The sequence below is a fragment of the Pantoea sp. PGP6 genome, from assembly GCF_053474785.1.
Genome location: NZ_JBQBMA010000001.1, coordinates 1,824,722 through 1,842,651, shown reverse-complemented (window position 1 = coordinate 1,842,651; position 17,930 = coordinate 1,824,722). Strand labels below are relative to the sequence as shown.

General features: G+C 57.0%; 16 protein-coding genes. 8 read left to right on the top strand and 8 right to left on the bottom strand.

Features of this window, described 5'->3' with window-relative positions:
- Nucleotides 1–43 precede the first annotated feature (43 nt).
- Nucleotides 44–274 (top strand): DNA polymerase III subunit theta, encoded by a 231-nt coding sequence (locus ACLIBF_RS08610; RefSeq protein ID WP_031377485.1) that lies wholly within the window; start codon nucleotides 44–46, stop codon nucleotides 272–274.
- Nucleotides 274–945, top strand: coding sequence for an exodeoxyribonuclease X (gene exoX, locus ACLIBF_RS08605; RefSeq protein ID WP_031377486.1), 672 nt, complete (start codon nucleotides 274–276; stop codon nucleotides 943–945). Before ACLIBF_RS08610 ends, exoX begins: the two co-directional genes overlap by 1 nt.
- Here the strand turns inward: exoX and ACLIBF_RS08600 are convergent.
- On the bottom strand, nucleotides 939–3,002 hold the full coding sequence (locus ACLIBF_RS08600) for a prolyl oligopeptidase family serine peptidase (RefSeq protein WP_159223681.1): 2,064 nt from the start codon (nucleotides 3,000–3,002) through the stop codon (nucleotides 939–941). The two genes, exoX and ACLIBF_RS08600, sit on opposite strands and share 7 nt — an antisense overlap.
- A 114-nt stretch (nucleotides 3,003–3,116) precedes the next feature.
- Entirely contained in the window at nucleotides 3,117–3,773 is a 657-nt protein-coding gene (locus ACLIBF_RS08595) for a tellurite resistance TerB family protein (RefSeq protein WP_089561412.1), read from the bottom strand.
- A gap of 166 nt (nucleotides 3,774–3,939) precedes the next feature.
- Here ACLIBF_RS08595 and purT point away from each other — a divergent pair, with 166 nt between their 5' ends.
- The gene (gene purT / locus ACLIBF_RS08590) at nucleotides 3,940–5,118 is read left to right on the top strand and encodes a formate-dependent phosphoribosylglycinamide formyltransferase (RefSeq protein WP_031377489.1); all 1,179 of its coding nucleotides are present in this window, start codon (nucleotides 3,940–3,942) and stop codon (nucleotides 5,116–5,118) included.
- Between the two features lie 35 nt (nucleotides 5,119–5,153).
- Here the strand turns inward: purT and ACLIBF_RS08585 are convergent, their stop codons facing one another.
- Together ACLIBF_RS08585 and zwf are read right to left on the bottom strand one after the other, a co-directional pair.
- The gene (locus tag ACLIBF_RS08585) at nucleotides 5,154–5,792 is read right to left on the bottom strand and encodes a bifunctional 4-hydroxy-2-oxoglutarate aldolase/2-dehydro-3-deoxy-phosphogluconate aldolase (protein ID WP_069728594.1); all 639 of its coding nucleotides are present in this window, start codon (nucleotides 5,790–5,792) and stop codon (nucleotides 5,154–5,156) included.
- 201 nt (nucleotides 5,793–5,993) lie between these two features.
- Complete coding sequence (gene zwf, locus ACLIBF_RS08580) at nucleotides 5,994–7,469, bottom strand: glucose-6-phosphate dehydrogenase (RefSeq protein WP_031377491.1); 1,476 nt, start codon at nucleotides 7,467–7,469, stop codon at nucleotides 5,994–5,996.
- Between the two features lie 366 nt (nucleotides 7,470–7,835).
- On the opposite strand from zwf, the gene ACLIBF_RS08575 reads away from it, so the two are divergent.
- The 3 genes from ACLIBF_RS08575 to ACLIBF_RS08565 all read left to right on the top strand — a co-directional run bounded on the left by ACLIBF_RS08575 (nucleotide 7,836) and on the right by ACLIBF_RS08565 (nucleotide 11,583).
- On the top strand, nucleotides 7,836–8,714 hold the full coding sequence (locus tag ACLIBF_RS08575) for a MurR/RpiR family transcriptional regulator (protein WP_031377492.1): 879 nt from the start codon (nucleotides 7,836–7,838) through the stop codon (nucleotides 8,712–8,714).
- Nucleotides 8,715–8,821: 107 nt separating this feature from the next.
- The gene (gene pyk, locus ACLIBF_RS08570) at nucleotides 8,822–10,264 is read left to right on the top strand and encodes a pyruvate kinase (protein ID WP_031377493.1); all 1,443 of its coding nucleotides are present in this window, start codon (nucleotides 8,822–8,824) and stop codon (nucleotides 10,262–10,264) included.
- Between the two features lie 86 nt (nucleotides 10,265–10,350).
- Complete coding sequence (locus tag ACLIBF_RS08565) at nucleotides 10,351–11,583, top strand: MFS transporter (protein ID WP_089562028.1); 1,233 nt, start codon at nucleotides 10,351–10,353, stop codon at nucleotides 11,581–11,583.
- 331 nt (nucleotides 11,584–11,914) lie between these two features.
- Here the strand turns inward: ACLIBF_RS08565 and lpxM are convergent, their stop codons facing one another.
- The 3 genes from lpxM to znuA form a co-directional block, all read right to left on the bottom strand.
- Nucleotides 11,915–12,889, bottom strand: coding sequence for a lauroyl-Kdo(2)-lipid IV(A) myristoyltransferase (gene lpxM / locus ACLIBF_RS08560; protein ID WP_031377440.1), 975 nt, complete (start codon nucleotides 12,887–12,889; stop codon nucleotides 11,915–11,917).
- A 125-nt stretch (nucleotides 12,890–13,014) separates the two neighbouring features.
- The gene (gene mepM / locus ACLIBF_RS08555; RefSeq protein WP_031377441.1) at nucleotides 13,015–14,346 is read right to left on the bottom strand and encodes a murein DD-endopeptidase MepM; all 1,332 of its coding nucleotides are present in this window, start codon (nucleotides 14,344–14,346) and stop codon (nucleotides 13,015–13,017) included.
- A gap of 13 nt (nucleotides 14,347–14,359) precedes the next feature.
- Nucleotides 14,360–15,307 (bottom strand): zinc ABC transporter substrate-binding protein ZnuA, encoded by a 948-nt coding sequence (gene znuA / locus ACLIBF_RS08550; protein WP_031377442.1) that lies wholly within the window; start codon nucleotides 15,305–15,307, stop codon nucleotides 14,360–14,362.
- Nucleotides 15,308–15,384: 77 nt separating this feature from the next.
- Here znuA and znuC point away from each other — a divergent pair, with 77 nt between their 5' ends.
- On the top strand, nucleotides 15,385–16,140 hold the full coding sequence (gene znuC / locus ACLIBF_RS08545; RefSeq protein ID WP_031377443.1) for a zinc ABC transporter ATP-binding protein ZnuC: 756 nt from the start codon (nucleotides 15,385–15,387) through the stop codon (nucleotides 16,138–16,140).
- Nucleotides 16,137–16,922 (top strand): zinc ABC transporter permease subunit ZnuB, encoded by a 786-nt coding sequence (znuB, locus tag ACLIBF_RS08540; protein WP_046288272.1) that lies wholly within the window; start codon nucleotides 16,137–16,139, stop codon nucleotides 16,920–16,922. Before znuC ends, znuB begins: the two co-directional genes overlap by 4 nt.
- On the opposite strand, the gene ruvB is transcribed toward znuB, so the two are convergent.
- The gene (gene ruvB, locus ACLIBF_RS08535) at nucleotides 16,923–17,927 is read right to left on the bottom strand and encodes a Holliday junction branch migration DNA helicase RuvB (RefSeq protein ID WP_031377444.1); all 1,005 of its coding nucleotides are present in this window, start codon (nucleotides 17,925–17,927) and stop codon (nucleotides 16,923–16,925) included. It abuts the gene before it with no gap.
- Nucleotides 17,928–17,930 lie beyond the last annotated feature (3 nt).

Genomic DNA, 17,930 nt, shown 5'->3' with positions numbered 1-17,930 from the left:
CGGCGAAAACATTACTTTTGCCCCACATCATCAGGAGAACACTATGAGCCATAACCTTGCCCAGCTATCCCGTGAAGAGAAAGACAAAATCAATGTCGATCTGGCGGCAGCGGGCGTGGCGTTTAAAGAGCGCTATAACATGCCGGTGGTCGCAGAGATGGTCGCACAGGAACAGCCAGAAGCCCTGCGCGACTGGTTTCGCCAGCGTCTGATGCACTATCGCCAGGCCTCACTCAGCCTGTCGCGTCTGCCTTATGAACCGAAGATGAAATAATGATATTACGCGTAATTGATACCGAAACCTGCGGCCTGCAGGGCGGCGTGGTAGAAGTGGCCTCGGTCGACGTGATTAACGGCCAGATAGTCAATCCGATGAGCGACCTAATCCTGCCCGACCGCCCTATCAGCCGTCAGGCGATGGCGGTGCATCGCATTACCGAAGCGATGGTGGCCGACAAGCCGACCATCGAACAGGCGATCTCGCGCTACCACGGCAGTGCTTTCTACGTGGCGCATAACGCCAGCTTTGACCGTCGCATGCTGCCGGAGATGTACGGAGAGTGGATCTGCACCATGCAGCTGGCGCGTCAGCTGTGGCCGGGGATTAAATATGGCAACCAGGCGCTGCGGCACTCGCTGAAGCTGGACGTGACGCCACCTGCGGATTTGCATGCGCACCGCGCGCTGTATGACTGTTATGTCACTGCCGCGCTGTTGATTCGCATCATGGAGACCTCGGGCTGGAGCGCCTCCGAAATGATTGTGCGTTCGCAACCGGCGGCCCAGCGCGACGATATTCTGCCGTTCGGCAAATACCGCGGCCAGGCGATTGCGGTGATCGCCCGTAAAGATCCGGGCTACCTGAAATGGATGCTGGATAACGTGACCGATTTGCGCCCGCCATTGCGGCAGGCGCTGCGTAAATATCTTAGTGAGTCTCAGTAATCTTCGGCCGGGGGTAGCGTGCCCTGCGCCAGTCCGAGAATAAAGGTGTACTCCATCGCCACCCCTTCATAGGCTTTATAGCGGCCGGACTTGCCGCCGTGGCCGGCATCCATGTCGGTACACAGCAGCAGCAGGTTGTTATCGGTTTTCAGCGATCTCAGCTTCGCCACCCATTTGGCCGGTTCCCAGTACTGCACCTGCGAGTCGTGCAGACCGGTGGTCACCAGCAGATGTGGATAGGCTTTGGCTTCAATGTTGTCGTAGGGGCTGTACTGGCGGATGTAGTGATAATATTCCGCCTGTTCAGGATTGCCCCACTCGTCATATTCACCGGTGGTCAGCGGAATCGACTCATCCAGCATGGTCGTCACCACATCGACAAACGGTACCTGTGCCACCACGCCATGGAACCGCTGCGGTGCCATGTTGATCACCGCGCCCATCAGCAGACCACCGGCGCTGCCGCCCATTGCGTAGAGTCGTTCAGGATGACCGAATCCACGCGCCACCAGCGCGTTAGTCACGTCGATAAAATCGGTAAAGCTGTTCATCTTATTCAGCAGGCGACCCGCGTCGTACCATTGCTGGCCTAACTCGCCGCCGCCGCGTACCTGGACCAGCGCATAGACAAAGCCGCGATCCAGCAGGCTGAGGCGGCTGACGCTGAAATCGGCGTCGATGCTGCTGCCGTAGGCCCCGTAGCCATATACCAGCATCGGGTTCTGACCAGGCTGATAATATTTGCGGTTATAGACCAGCGAGACCGGCACTTCCGTACCATCAGTGACTTTAATCCAGTGATGCTCACTTTTATAATCGTCCGCATTGAAGCCTTTGACCGCGCTCTGCTTGAGGATGCGGCGCTCGCCGGTATCCATATCCAGCTCAAACAACGTGGTCGGAGTGGTCATTGAGGAGTAGCCGTAGCGCAGTTTACTGGTGCGTGGCGTCGGGTTGTAGGCCAGCCAGGTGACATAGGTCGGATCGTCAAAGGCGATGCCGCTGTTTTCGCCGCTGGCCCAGTTGATCTGCCGCAGGCTGGTCAGCCCGCGCTGCCGCTCCTCCACCACCAGCCAGTCGCGGAACAGCTGGAAATCTTCCATTACCACATGATCGCGCGCTGGGATCAGCGTCTCCCAGCGGGATTCTGCCAGATAACGGGTGCGATAAAGCCCGAAGTTCTTGCCGTCACGGTTCGACCGGATAAAGAACTGATGATCGTAGTGATCGAGGCTGTATTCATGATCGCGGCGACGCGGCAGGAACACATGCGGCTGCGCGTCCGGGAAGTTAGCGTCAATCAGCTGGATTTCGCTGGTGGTGGTGCTGAACAGCGCAATCAGGATGAACTGCTTAGAGGTGGTTTTATGCACGCTGAGGTGAAAGGTATCATCCCGCTCTTCATACACCAGCTGGTCGTCGGACTGCGGCGTACCCAGCTCATGCCGCCATACCTGATAAGAGAGCAGCGTCTGCGGATGTTTCTGGACATAGTAGACGGTGCGGGAGTCGTTGCCCCAGGCGAAGCTGGATGAGGCGTTACTCAGCACTTCGGGATACCAGCTACCGCTCTGCAGATTGCGGAAGCGGATGCCATATTGTCGCCGTGACAGGAAATCTTCGGCCAGCGCCATTACCTGATTATCCGGGCTGATGTGCAGTGCGCCCATGGTATAGAACTCACTGTGGGAGGCACGCTGATTGGCATCAAGCAGCAGCGTCCACTCATCAGTCACCTCGCTGGCAGCGGGCTGGCGATAATAAGCCGGATATTCATTGCCGCTCTGATAGCGACTCTGATAACGATACCCGTTCTTCACATAGGGCACCGAATGGTCTTCCGGCGGCAGACGGTCAATGATCTCCTTCAGCACCCGTTCCTGCAGCGGTTGCTGAGTCGACATGATTTTACGGCCATAGTTATTTTCAGCCCGCAGGTAATCAAGTACTTCGTTATCTTCACGTTTGTCGTCGCGTAGCCAGTAGTAGTTATCGACGCGCGTTTCACCATGCAGCGTCATCTCATGCGGTATTTTTTTTGCGATGGGTGCTTTCATGACATCCGTCTCCGTGAAAGTAATGATCTGTAAGCGTGGCACCAAAGGCGCAGGAAGCCAAGCATCAGCTGGTACGGAAACAACAAGCTGGCCACCGGAAGTGGCCAGTGAGGATTAACTGGCGGGCAAGCGGGCCTTCTCCGCCACGATATCCTGCTGGATGCCGTCACGGACATCCTGCGGGATTTTAAGCGCGTCGCCGAGCGCCGACAGGTAGCTGCGTTCCATAAAATGGTCGACGTCAATCGCGGCGCAGCTCAGGAAGTAGAGTTCCAGCGCCTCTTCTTCATTCTTGACGCCAGCCGCCAGCCACTGCGGATCGAGCGGGCGGCTCATCGCTTTCTGAATCAGCTGTTCGGCATCTTTGCCATAGCCGGACTGCTGAATATTCTGCTCAATCGCCGCACGTTCCTGATCGTCGATATGACCGTCGCTCTTTGCAGCAAACACCAGCGCAGTCACCAGACGCTCCGCCCGCAAGTCGACCGGCGTCTGCGCCACGCCAAAGTCAGGCTCATCCTGGTGGGTTTCACGCACCCGCTGTTTGTATTTATTCCACAGCAGCGCGCCGGCGGCGGCACCACCGCCAATAATCAGCGCTTTGCCACCATACCGGGTTAACAGTTTGCGCGACGACTTACTGGAAATCAGCATACCCGCCAGCCCACCTAAGGCACCCGGCGCCAGCATATCGCTTAAGCCGCCCCCGGACTGACTATTACCGCCCTTCTTTGCCAGTACCGACTGAATCTGTTGTAACCAGTTATTCATCTTTCACTCCTGTTTTAGATGGTAGTCAGCCATCCTGACGAAAAAGATGTCAGGAAACGTCAGAGCGGGAAAAGTACGGCAAAACAGCCGCCAGCGGGCAGGAAAGATGAGAACGCAAACGTTTTCGTTTATACTGCGCGCGTATTTTGACTGCTTAGGTGAATTTATGACGACTCTCGGAACAGCGCTGCGCCCTGCGGCCACGCGCGTGATGTTATTAGGTTCAGGTGAACTGGGTAAAGAAGTGGCGCTGGAGTGTCAGCGTCTGGGTGTGGAAGTGATTGCTGTCGATCGCTATGCCGATGCCCCGGCGATGCACGTGGCGCATCGCAGCCATGTGATCAACATGCTGGATGGCGACGCGCTGGCCGCGCTGATCGCCCAGGAGAAGCCTGACTTCGTGGTGCCGGAAATCGAAGCCATCGCCACCGATAAACTGGTTGAGCTGGAACAGCAAGGCCAGCGTGTGGTGCCAACCGCACGCGCCGCGCAGCTGACCATGAACCGCGAAGGCATTCGCCGTCTGGCAGCCGAAGAGCTGTCGCTGCCGACCTCCCGTTACCGCTTCGCCGACAGTAAAGCGCGTTTCGATCAGGCTGCCGCAGAGATCGGTTTTCCCTGCATCGTAAAACCGGTGATGAGTTCATCCGGCAAAGGCCAGAGCTTTATCCGCGATGCCAGTCAGCTGGACCGTGCATGGGAATATGCGCAGCAAGGCGGTCGTGCCGGTGCCGGTCGGGTCATCGTCGAAGGGGTGGTGGCGTTTGATTTTGAAATTACCCTGCTGACCATCAGTGCAGTCGATGGCATTCATTTCTGCGCGCCGATTGGTCATCGTCAGGAAGACGGCGATTACCGTGAATCCTGGCAGCCGCAGCAGATGAGCGATCTGGCACTGCAGCGGGCGCAGGCCATTGCGGCTCAGGTGGTGAAGGCGCTGGGCGGCTACGGTCTGTTTGGCGTTGAGCTGTTCATCTGCGGCGATGAGGTGGTGTTCAGCGAAGTGTCGCCGCGTCCGCATGATACCGGTATGGTCACCCTGATTTCGCAGGATCTGTCGGAGTTTGCGCTGCACGTGCGCGCTTTCCTTGGCTTACCGATTGGCGGCATCCGCCAGTATGGCCCTGCTGCATCGGCAGTGATCCTGCCGCAGCTTACCAGCCAGAATGTGCAATTCGTGAATGTCGATGCGGCGCTGGGGGCTGGTCTGCAACTGCGCCTGTTCGGCAAACCGGAGATCAGCGGTCAGCGTCGGTTAGGCGTGGCGCTGGCCAGCGGTGAGACCACCGATCAGGCGATTGCGCGCGCCGTTGCCAGCGCAGCTGCGGTGACGGTCGAGGGATAAAATCACGGCGGTGAGCCCGTGCTCACCGCCTGCTATTACTTCGCCCCTTCCACCGCCTCACGCGCCAGTCGGGTAATCCGATCCCAGTCGCCGGTTTCCAGCGCATCGTTTGGCACCAGCCAAGACCCGCCAATACACAGCACGCTTTTCAGCGCCAGATAGTCACGGTAGTTGGCCGGAGAAATGCCACCGGTCGGACAGAAACGTACCTGCGGGAAAGGTCCGCCAATCGCCTGCAGCGCTTTCACGCCACCGTTGGCTTCCGCCGGGAAGAATTTGAATTCACGCAGGCCGTAATCCATGCCGGTCATCAGTTCAGAAACGGTGCTGATGCCAGGAATTAACGGAACCGGCCCTTCCACGGCGGCTTTCAGTAATGATTCGGTGACGCCGGGGCTGATGATAAACTGCGCGCCCGCATCGGTCACTTCCTGCAACTGCTGTGGATTGATCACCGTACCGGCACCAACAATCGCCTCCGGCACCTCTTTGATCATCGCACGCAGTGCATCCATCGCCACCGGGGTTCGCAGCGTCACTTCCAGCACCCTGACGCCGCCCGCGACCAGCGCTTTGGCCATCGGCACCGCGTGTTCCAGCTTGTTTACTACGATCACCGGCACGACCGGTCCGGTGGTCAGAATCTGTTCGGCACTCGTTTTCCAGTTTTTCATCACTTCCCCTTGCTTGATAACACCGGGATTAGCGGCCCGGTCATGGAGCATCGGCTCCTGCCCTGTAATTGCGCCACTACCATACATGATCCGGTTCCTGAGCGTCTATCGCCTCAAATGATTTTTGAAACGCCAGTTCACTTTTCCAGAATTGCGCCGGACAAAAAAAAGGCCCGCACGGTGCGGGCCTTAAACGTTCAGTTATTCAAACTCGTTCCACGAACGACCATCGCGGGTGATCATCGCCACCGAGGCAACCGGGCCCCAGGTGCCGGCCTGATACGGTTTGGAGGAATCGCCATCCGCCGCCCACGCTTCAATGATCGAATCGACATAGGTCCAGGCCGCTTCGACTTCATCACGACGGACAAACAGCGCCTGAATACCGCGCATGCTTTCCAGCAGCAGGCGTTCATACGCATCGGCCAGATGTGACTGGTTGAAGGTTTCGGAGTAGCTCAGATCGAGTTTGGTGGTCTGCAGCTTATGCTTGTGGTCGAGGCCTGGCACTTTGTTCAGGATTTCGATATCCACCCCTTCGTCCGGCTGCAGACGAATGGTCAGCTTGTTCTGTGGCAGTTCTGAGTAAGAATCTTTGAACAGGTTCATCTCAGGGTTTTTGAAGTAGACCACCACTTCAGAACATTTGGTCGGTAAGCGCTTACCGGTACGCAGATAGAACGGCACGCCTGCCCAGCGCCAGTTGTCGATATCCACGCGGATGGCGACGAAAGTTTCAGTGGCGCTCGATTTGTTCGCGCCCTCTTCTTCCAGGTAGCCCGGCACTTTTTTGCCCTGCACGAAGCCGGCGGTGTACTGGCCACGTACGGTTTTCTCACGCACGTTGGTCTGATCGATACGGCGCAGTGAACGCAAAACCTTCACTTTCTCATCACGGATGCTGTCAGCGCTGAGATCAGAAGGTGGTGACATGGCGATCATGGTCAGAATTTGCAGCAGGTGGTTCTGGATCATGTCACGCATCTGGCCCGCTTTGTCGAAGTAACCCCAGCGACCTTCAATGCCCACCTCTTCCGCCACGGTGATCTGTACGTGGTCGATGGTGCGGTTATCCCAGTTATTGACGAAAATCGAGTTGGCAAAGCGCAGCGCCAGCAGATTCAGTACCGTCTCTTTGCCCAGATAGTGGTCAATACGGAACACCTGGCTCTCATCGAAATATTCGCCGACGCTGTCGTTAATTTCCTGTGAGGTTTCCAGAGAGGTGCCGAGCGGCTTCTCCATTACCACGCGCGCCGGTTTGGCATTCAGCTTCGCAGTACCCAAACCCTGACAGATGGCACCGAAGGTGCTGGGTGGCATAGCAAAATAATTGATGGTGGTGCGTTTTTTCTGATCCAGCATCTTGCCCAGTTTCGGGAAGTGCGTGGTGTCGTTGACATCGAGGTTGCAGAAGTCGAGACGACCGCTGAGCTTATCCCACAGCGCTTCGTCAATCTTCTCCTTCATGAAGGTTTCCAGCGCTTCACGTACCACTTTGGTGTATTCCGCTTTGTCCCACTCGGCACGGCCTACGCCAATGATGCGGGTCTCTTCGTGGATCTGACCCGCTTTTTCTAACTGATACAGTGAAGGCAACAGTTTACGGCGTGCAAGATCGCCTTTGGCACCGAAAATCACCAGATCGCATGCCTGGGCTGTTTGTGTAACCGCCATTTTCCTCTCCTCGTTGCAGGATAATCCGATGGTGATGCATCCTCTGCCACCGGGTCCAGGTTGTTATTTTCTTTCAGCACAATGTACTTTTTTCCCCGCGCCAGGTAAACCGACTCGCCGGGTCAACCGCATTAACTCTGTACCGGATAGCCTCAGCGCGTGTGATGACACGTGCGTATTTCAGCTTTTTTTCTGTGTCTGATGTTGTCAGCGAAAATCCGGCCGCCGTCAAAGTATGCCAAAAAAAGCCGCACCCGACTTATCCGGCCTTGCGCCCGACCGGCGCTAACGCGATATAGTCTCTGTTAATGGCTGCCGACGACAGCAATAATTGAAATTGATAAAAGTGATAATGGTCATCCACTTATGAATATGCTGGAAAAGATTGAGGCGCAGCAGGCTGCGCTGAGTAAAGCGGAACAAAAAGTCGCCGCGCAGATTCTGGCTGCGCCACAGGCCGCTATGCATTCCAGCATCGCCACCCTCGCGCGCGCAGCGGGCGTGAGCGAACCCACGGTCAACCGCTTCTGTCACCGGCTGGGGGCTCGCGGCTTTCCCGACTTCAAACTGCAACTGGCGCAGAGTCTGGTAAAAGGCAGCAACTGGGTCAGCCGTGGCGTGGAGCAGCACGACAACGTTGAGAACTACAGCCACAAAATCTTCGATTCGGCGCTGGCTGGTTTGCAGCAGGTACGCGACCAGCTGGATACCGAACGCCTGCATCAGGCGGTGACGCTGCTGACCGGTGCCAGTAAACTGGCGTTTTTTGGCCTTGGAGCCTCGGCGGTGGTGGCGCATGATGCCTTCACCAAATTTCTGCGCTTTGATTTACCGGTCATCTGGTCGGACGATATTGTGATCCAGCGCATGAGTTGTATAAATAGTCGAGCCGGTGACGTTTTTGTTCTCATTTCACATACTGGCCGCACAAAAAATATGGTAGAACTGGCTCGCCTGGCCCGTGTAAACGGTTCCACCGTTATTGCCATCACCTCTCCCGATTCGCCCCTTGCCGAAGAAGCCGCGCTGGCTTTAGTGCTTGATGTGCCGGAAGACACTGATGTCTATCTACCGATGGTGTCGCGCCTGGCGCAGTTGACCGTGATCGATGTGTTGGCGACCGGTTTTACCCTGGAACGCGGGACGCCTTTCCGGGAAAACCTCAAACGCGTTAAACAGGCGTTGAAAGCGTCGCGTTACGAAAAGCACGCCATTCGGGAACAAGATACACAACAAAATAATTAACATCACATTTACAATGTGAGTCGTATCACAGCCCATCGATCATATAGAATAGCTAACCATGCCGTGTCCGCCGACCAGGACCGGCTTATTTGTTAACGGAGTCCTTCATGTCAAGACGTCTCAGAAGAACCAAGATCGTAACAACCCTCGGCCCGGCTACCGATCGTGATAATAACCTCGAAAAAATCATCGCGGCCGGCGCAAACGTTGTGCGACTCAACTTCTCCCACGGCACGCCAGAAGATCACCAGATTCGTGCAGATAAAGTCCGTGAGATCGCGGCAAAACTGGGCCGCCATGTGGCGATCCTCGGCGACCTGCAGGGTCCAAAAATTCGCGTTTCTACCTTTAAAGAAGGCAAAGTTTTCCTCAATATCGGCGACCGCTTTCTGCTGGATGCCAGCCTCGGTAAAGGCGAAGGCGATAAAGAGCGCGTCGGTATCGACTATAAAGGCCTGCCGGCAGATGTGGTGCCGGGCGACATCCTGCTGCTGGATGATGGTCGCGTGCAGCTGAAAGTGCTGGAAGTTCAGGAGATGAAAGTGTTCACCGAAGTTACCGTCGGTGGCCCGCTGTCGAATAATAAAGGGATTAACAAGCTGGGCGGCGGCCTGTCGGCTGAAGCGCTGACGGAAAAAGACAAAGCGGACATTATCACCGCGGCGAAAATTAAGGTCGACTATCTGGCGGTCTCCTTCCCACGCTGTGGCGAAGACATGAACTATGCCCGCCGTCTGGCCCGTGAAGCGGGTTGCGATGCCAAACTGGTAGCGAAAGTTGAACGTGCCGAAGCGGTTGCCAGTCAGGAAGCGATGGATGACATTATTCTCGCCTCTGATGTGGTGATGGTAGCGCGTGGCGATCTCGGCGTAGAGATTGGCGATCCGGAACTGGTCGGCATTCAGAAAGCGTTAATTCGTCGCGCCCGCCAGCTCAACCGCACCATTATCACCGCCACCCAGATGATGGAATCGATGATTACCAACCCGATGCCGACCCGCGCGGAAGTTATGGACGTGGCGAACGCGGTGCTGGACGGGACCGATGCGGTAATGCTGTCGGCAGAAACCGCCGCCGGTCAGTATCCGGCAGAAACCGTCTCGGCGATGGCCAAAGTTTGCCTCGGCGCGGAGAAGATCCCTAGCGTTAACGTCTCTAAACACCGTCTGGACGTGCAGTTCGACAACGTCGAAGAGGCGATTGCGATGTCGTCGATGTATGCCGCTAACCACCTGCAGGGTGTAACCGCCATCATCACCATGACCGAATCAGGCCGCACCCCGCTGATGACCTCACGTATCACGTCGGGGCTGCCGATTTTTGCCATGTCGCGTCATGAGCGCACCCTCAACCTGACTGCGCTGTATCGCGGTGTGACGCCGGTGTTCTTTGACAGCAACAATGACGGCGTGGCCGCCGCGCACGATGCGGTTAACCTGCTGCGCGATAAGGGTTTCCTGGTATCAGGTGACCTGGTTATCGTTACTCAGGGCGACGTAATGGGCGCCACCGGCACCACCAATACCACTCGCGTGCTGCGCGTGGATTAATTGCCCCCCGGGTTGACATTGCCGGTGTAGAATAAAAGACGCGACTGCCTGCCAGTCGCGTTTTTCTTTTCTGACAAGGAGGCCAGATGGCCCGTTTTCACCCCATCAGCCAGCTTACCGGCCGAATTTTGTTGTTTCCTCTGGCGTTAGTCCTGTTCGAATTCGCAACCTATATTGCCCACGACATGATCCAGCCCGGCATGCTGATCGTCACCACGGAATTTGACGTCGGCCCGGAGTGGGTATCGACCTCGCTGACCGCCTACCTGATTGGTGGCGTAGTGCTGCAGTGGTTGCTCGGTCCGCTCTCTGATAAGTTTGGCCGCCGGCCGGTGATGCTTTCCGGCATCCTGTTTTTTGCCGCCGCCTGCATTCTCACCCACTGGGTCAGCTCGATTGAGGAGTTTGTCAGCCTGCGCTTTGTGCAGGGCATCAGCCTGTGCTTTATCGGTGCGGTCGGCTATGCCGCGATTCAGGAGGCGTTTGATGAAGCGCTGGCGGTAAGGATGATGGCGCTGATGGCTAACGTTGCGCTGCTGGCCCCGCTGGCCGGTCCGCTGGCGGGCGCGGCGTGGCTGACCGTTGGCAGCTGGCGCAGTATGTTCTGGCTGTTCGCCGGCTGTAGCCTGCTGGCCTTTGTCGTGCTGTGGCGGGTGATGCCGGAAACTGCCGGCGATCGCAGTCATTCCATCGCCCTGCCGAATCTGGCGCGTAACTACCGGCGACTGATGAAAGATCGGCTGGTGATGTCTGGATCGTTCGCCATCGGGCTGGTGTTTATCCCGATCCTGACCTGGGTAGCGCTGTCGCCGGTGATCCTGATGCATGACGAAGGGCTGTCGCGCATGCAGTACGCGCTGCTGCAGCTGCCGGTATTCCTGGCGATGATTGCCGGTAATCTGACACTGAGTAAGCTGGCGGGACGGGTGCCGATTGAACAGCCGGTGAAGTTTGCTGCCTGGCCGATTCTGATCGGGTTGAGCCTGGCGCTGCTGGCCAGTTTGCTCAACAGTCACGGCTACCTGCTGATTACCGCCGGTCTCAGCCTGTACGCTTTTGGTGCGGGCATGGTGAATGCCGGACTCTACCGCCTGACGCTCTACGCCAGTGATGAAGGCAAAGGCAGCGTGGCGGCGATGCTGGGGATGATCAGCATTCTGACGCTGGCAATCGGCATTGAACTGGCGAAAAGCGGCTATTTCAGTGGTGGTACGCTGTGGTTCTGTCTGATCAACTTTATCAGCGGCGTGCTGTGGTTTGGTCTGGTGATAGTGTTTATGCGGGAACGCAAACGGCGCAGCAGGCTGGAAGCGTTATAACAAGGCCGCAACCACGGGTTTGCCTTACGCAGCCAGCAGAGAAACGCTAAGCGACCGGAGCAGACGCCCGGGAAGCATAGCGGGCGATGGACAACAATGCCGGGAGCGTTTTTGAACAATGCAAAGCGTGGGCCCGCTGCGGGCGCACCTCAGGGACCAGGTACGTCATTGCCCGCGCTGAGCCTGCCATGGCTGGCGGGTTTTGCGTCTTAGCGGGGCGTATACTCCCTGAGCCTGCTCTGTACGATCTGACCGTGTTCCCTGAGCATTCTCGATCTCACCGCTATCCACGCCAGACGTCACAAAAAAGGCCGCTTTCGCGGCCTTGTTGCTATTTGCGTGGGTAGAGCTCTTTACGTGAATAGGGCTCCATATCCCCATCTTTGCGCGTTTTCAGCAGTTTCAGGATCCAGGTGTACTGTTCCGGATGCGGGCGCACGAAAATTTCTACTTCTTCATTCATCCGGCGCGCCAGCTGATGGTCATCCGCGTCAAGCAGATCGTCCATTGGCGGCCGCACATAGATTTCCAGCTTATGCGTGTCGCTGTTATAGACCGGAAACAGCGGCACAACGCGGGCCCGGCACAGCTTCATCAAACGACCCAGCGCCGGCAGCGTCGCTTTATAAGTAGCGAAGAAGTCGACAAACTCGCTGTGCTCGGCACCATGATCCTGATCCGGCAGATAGTAGCCCCAGTAGCCCTGACGAATTGAGCTGATAAACGGTTTGATGCCGTCATTGCGGGCGTGTAACCGGCCGCCATAACGGCGACGCGCGGTGTTCCAGGCATAGTCCAGCAGCGGATCGCTTTGGTTGTGAAACATCGCCGCCATCTTCTGTCCTTCCGACGCCAGCAGCATGGCGGGAATATCCACCGCCCAGCCGTGGGGCACCAGGAAAATGACATTCTGCTGCTCCGCCTGCATCTGGTCGATTATTTCACGACCGTGCCACTCTACACGCTGGCGAATTCGCGCCGGATCGCGCAGCACTAATTCGGTCATCATCGCCATCGCCTGCGGTGCCGTGGCAAACATCTCATCAACCAGCGTGGCACGCTGGGATTCACTCAGTTCCGGCAGGCAATAGTAAAGGTTAATCAGGGCGCGTCGACGGGCACCTTTCGCCAGTTTGCCGGCAAAGCGGCCTAACCGACCCAGCAGCGGATCGCGCACTTTCGGCGGTAACATCGCCATACCGGCCAGGCCACCAATTGCCAGCCAGCTTCCCCAGTATTTAGGTTTGAGAAATGAACGTTCAAAAACGGGAATAAATTCAGCGTTATTTTTTTTTCGGGTTTCCATGCACTCGCCTCAAACAATGACCGGCTAATGATAGTGACGACGGGCAAATTTGCAATCATCGTGCGCCAGATATAAAAAAACCGACGGGATTGCCGTCGGTTTCTGCGCGATTTGGCGAAATTCGCTTATTTCAGGCCCAGCTGAGGCAGCCAGGATTTCACCTGCGCCATATACTCGCTGCGTTCTTTGCCGGTCAGTCCTTCCATCCGCGGCAGCTTGGCCGTTAACGGGTTGACCGCCTGATTGTTGATCCAGATTTCAAAGTGCAGATGCGGCCCGGTTGAACGTCCGGTATTACCAGACAGCCCGATGCGGTCGCCACGCTTCACTTTCTGGCCCGGCTTCACCAGCACTTTTTTCATGTGCATGTAGCGCGTCATGTACTGACGTCCGTGACGGATCGCCACGTAGTTACCGGCCGCCCCGCCGTTCTTCGCTACCACAATTTCACCGTCGCCCACCGCCAGTACCGGCGTGCCGATCGGCAGCGCAAAGTCGACGCCTTTATGCGGCGCAATGCGTCCGGTTACCGGGTTCAGACGGCGCGGATTGAAGTTAGAGGAGACGCGATACTGCTTCACCGTCGGGAAGCGCATAAAGCCGCGCGCCAGGCCGGAGCCGTTGCGATCGTAGAACTTACCGTCTTCGGCGCGGAAGGCGTAATAGTCTTTGCCGCCGCTGCGCAGGCGCACCCCGAGCAGCTGGCTCTGGGCACTTTTACCGTCGAGCATTTCACGCGACATTAAGACGCTGAACTGGTCGCCGGCCCGCAGCTTACGGAAATCCATCTGCCACTGTAGCGCCTTAATCACGCCGCTGGCTTCCGCACTGGTTAACCCGGCCCGCTGGGCGCTGGCGGCAAAACTGCCGCGCACTTCGCCCTGCAGAACGCTGTTACGCCATTCGCCCTTCTGCATCTCCGCTGCCATTTTAAAGCCACCTTTATCGGTGCGCTCATAGGTGCGGGTTTCGCGACGGGAAATCTCCCAGCTCAGGGTTTTCAGGCTGCCATCATCGGCCAGCGTCCAGCTCAGCTGCTGTCCGACCTGCAGGTTACGTAAATCCCGATCGCTGACCACCAGCGAATTGATGTCACTGATGTCGATGCCATACTGATTCAGCGCACTGCTCAGCGTATCACCAGAAGAGACGGTATATTCGTGGACGCCCGGCGTGTCAGGCACGCCAGTATCATCCTCATCTGCCGGCAGCTCTTCATCCGGTTCCGGTGTGCTCTGATCAATCGGCTCACTGGCTTCCGGCAGCAGGGTGCGGAGTTCATTTTTATCCAGCTCGATAGTTTTGACGATAGGCGTCACATCATCGGTGGGGTGGTAGACGTAAGGCCGCCAGACGGCGACGGCCAGAGTAATAACAGTTAACGATCCCAGCATAACGCGGTGGGGGCGCGGCAAATTATTAAATGCGAGGGCGACAGAGCGGGCTATCTGCTGCACTTTTACCTATTCCTCATGCTCCATTCAGGCAGCTTGCATACTGGCTCGACAGCTGTGAGAGGAATTTCACATAGCTATCTTTAGCTAAGCTGATGTCTGTTCCCAGCGGATCGAGCGTGCCTTTACGCACCTGCGTTCCGCGGGCGACAGCATCGATGACTGCTGGCCTGAATTGTGGCTCAGCAAAGACGCATACCGCCTTCTGCTCAACCAACTGTGTTCGTATCTGGTGTAAACGCTGGGCGCCCGGCTGAATCTCAGGATTGACGGTAAAATGCCCGGTGGGCGAGAGACCGTAGTGTTTTTCAAAGTACGTGTAAGCGTCGTGAAAAACGAAATATCCTTGATTTCTGACCGGTGCGAGTTGTGCGTTAACGCGTTTGTCCGTGTCCGCCAAAGTTACCTCAAACTGCTGGAGGTTGGCGTCAAGTTTGGCTTTATCTTGCGGCATAAGTTCCAATAATTTTTCATGGATTGCAACCGCGGTTTTGCGTGCGATCTCCGGCGACATCCACAGGTGCATATTAAACTCGCCGTGATGATGATGATGGGCATCGGCGTCCGGCTGTTCGGATTTTTCCGCTGTGTGTTCATCTTCATCTTCACCACCGCTAATCAATAGCGGTTTCACCCCATTGATATCGACGATTGCCAGATTTTTTTTCGCCGGCAGCTCAGCCGCAGACTTCGCCATAAAGGCTTCCATTTCAGGCCCGACCCATACCACTAAGTCCGCGTTTTTTAAGCGTTTTGCATCGGATGGACGCAGGGCGTAATCGTGCTCTGAGGCGCCGTCTGGCAACAGCACATCAACCGGCGTCACCCCATCGGCAATCGCTGCCGCGATAAAACCCACCGGCTTGAGTGAAGCGACCACATTTGCCTGCGCAGAAAAGGTTAAAGAAGCTGTAACGGAGAAAGCAGTTAAGGCGAAAAGTGCGCCCTTTTTAATATGTAACATTATGCGTCATTCCATCGTGACCTGGGTGTGGGATGTGATATTATAACATTCGAAATTCTGTGCAACCTGTAAATACTATGACCTCACTTGTTACACTCGAAAACGTTTCGATCAAATTTGACCAGCGCAACGTGCTGTCTGGCGTCAGTCTGGCGCTGCAGCCGGGGCGCATTCTGACGTTGCTGGGACCAAACGGTGCGGGTAAGTCGACCCTGGTGCGTGTGGTGCTGGGTCTGCTCGCGCCGACCAGCGGCACGCTCAGGCGTGATCCGGCCCTGCGTATTGGCTATGTGCCGCAGAAACTGCACATCGACCCGACGCTGCCGGTCACGGTAGAACGCTTTATGCGCCTGTCGCGTGGCAGTAAAAGCGCAGAGATCCTGCCAGCCCTGAAACGTGTTCAGGCCGGTCACCTGCTCAATGCGCCACTGCAAAAACTCTCCGGTGGTGAAACCCAGCGGGTGTTACTGGCGCGCGCCCTGCTCAACCAGCCCCAGTTACTGGTGCTCGACGAGCCGACTCAGGGGGTTGACGTCAATGGCCAGGTGGCGCTGTACGATCTCATCGACCAGCTGCGTCATGAACTGAACTGTGGCGTGTTGATGGTCTCCCACGATCTGCACCTGGTGATGGCCAAAACCGATGAGGTGCTGTGCCTTAATCACCACATCTGCTGCTCCGGGACCCCGGAAGCGGTATCGCAACATCCCGAATTTATCGCGATGTTCGGTCCGCGCGGCGCACAACAACTGGCCATTTATCGTCATCATCATAATCACCGTCACGACCTGCAGGGACGAATCGTTTTACGCAAAGGACAGGGTTCATCATGATTGAGTTGTTATTACCGGGCTGGATAGGCGGCGTGATGTTAGCGCTGGCTGCGGGCCCGCTGGGGTCGTTTGTCGTCTGGCGCAAAATGTCCTACTTCGGCGATACGCTGGCCCATGCCTCGCTGCTCGGCGTCGCGTTTGGCCTGCTGTTCAACGTTAATCCTTATTATGCCGTGATCCTGGTGACGGTCTGTCTGGCTCTCGGGCTGGTATGGCTGGAACGACGTCCGCATCTGGCGATCGATACCCTGCTCGGCATCATGGCGCACAGCGCGCTGTCGCTGGGTCTGGTGGTGGTCAGCCTGATGAAGAACGTGCGCGTCGACCTGATGGCCTATCTGTTTGGTGATTTGCTGGCGGTGACGCCGGACGATCTGTGGATGATGGGCGGCGGCGTGGTGGTGGTATTACTGGTGATGGCGTGGCAGTGGCGTTCGCTGCTGTCGATGACCATTAGCCCGGAACTGGCGCAGGTGGATGGCGTCAATATTCAGCGAACCCGCCTGATTCTGATGCTGGTGACCGCGCTGACTATCGGGGTGGCAATGAAGTTTGTCGGCGCGCTGATTATTACCTCGCTGCTGATCATCCCGGCCGCCACCGCCCGACGTTTTGTCCGTTCACCCGAGGGAATGGCTGGCGTGGCGGTGATTATCGGCGTGCTGGCCGTCACCGGCGGCCTGACCTTCTCCGCCTTCTACGACACGCCCGCCGGTCCGTCGGTGGTACTGAGCGCCGCGATCCTGTTTATTATCAGCATGGTGCGCAAACCGGCGGTCTGATCAGACCTCGCGGGTAATGCCAAAATGACGATAAGCATGCTGCGTGGCCATCCGGCCGCGCGGTGTGCGCTGAATGAATCCCTGCTGGATCAAAAACGGCTCGATCACATCTTCAATCGTTTCACGCTCTTCGCCAATCGCGGCAGCCAGGTTATCCAGTCCGACCGGCCCGCCCATGAACTTATCGATAATCGCCAGCAGCAGCTTGCGGTCCATATAATCGAACCCTTCGCTGTCGACGTTCAGCATATCGAGTGCGCTGGAGGATACCTCGCCGCTCAGCTCACCGTTAGCCCGCACTTCGGCAAAATCCCGCACCCGGCGCAGCAGACGGTTGGCGATACGCGGCGTACCGCGTGCGCGACGGGCGATCTCTAACGCGCCCTCGTCGCTCAGCGCCAGCCCCAGACAGGCGGCACTGCGGCCAACAATGTGCTGCAGATCTTTCACCTGATAGAACTCCAGCCGCTGCACAATGCCGAAGCGATCGCGTAACGGCGAAGTGAGTGAACCGGCGCGGGTGGTGGCACCAATCAGGGTAAACGGCGGCAGATCGAGCTTAATTGAACGGGCAGCCGGACCTTCACCAATCATGATATCCAGCTGATAATCTTCCATCGCCGGGTAGAGAACTTCTTCTACCACCGGCGACAGGCGGTGAATTTCATCGATAAACAGGACGTCATGCGGTTCAAGGTTGGTCAGCATCGCCGCCAGGTCACCGGCTTTCTCCAGCACCGGGCCAGAGGTGGTGCGCAGATTAACCCCCATTTCATTGGCGACGATGTTCGCCAGGGTGGTTTTGCCAAGCCCCGGCGGACCAAAAATCAGCAGATGATCGAGTGCATCGCCGCGCAGCTGCGCTGCCTTGATGAAAATCTCCATCTGCTCACGCACCTGCGGCTGGCCGACATACTCGGTCAGCATTTTCGGGCGAATGGCGCGATCGAGACTTTCTTCTTCGTTAACGCTTACAGCAGAGACCAGGCGGTCGGCTTCTATCATGAC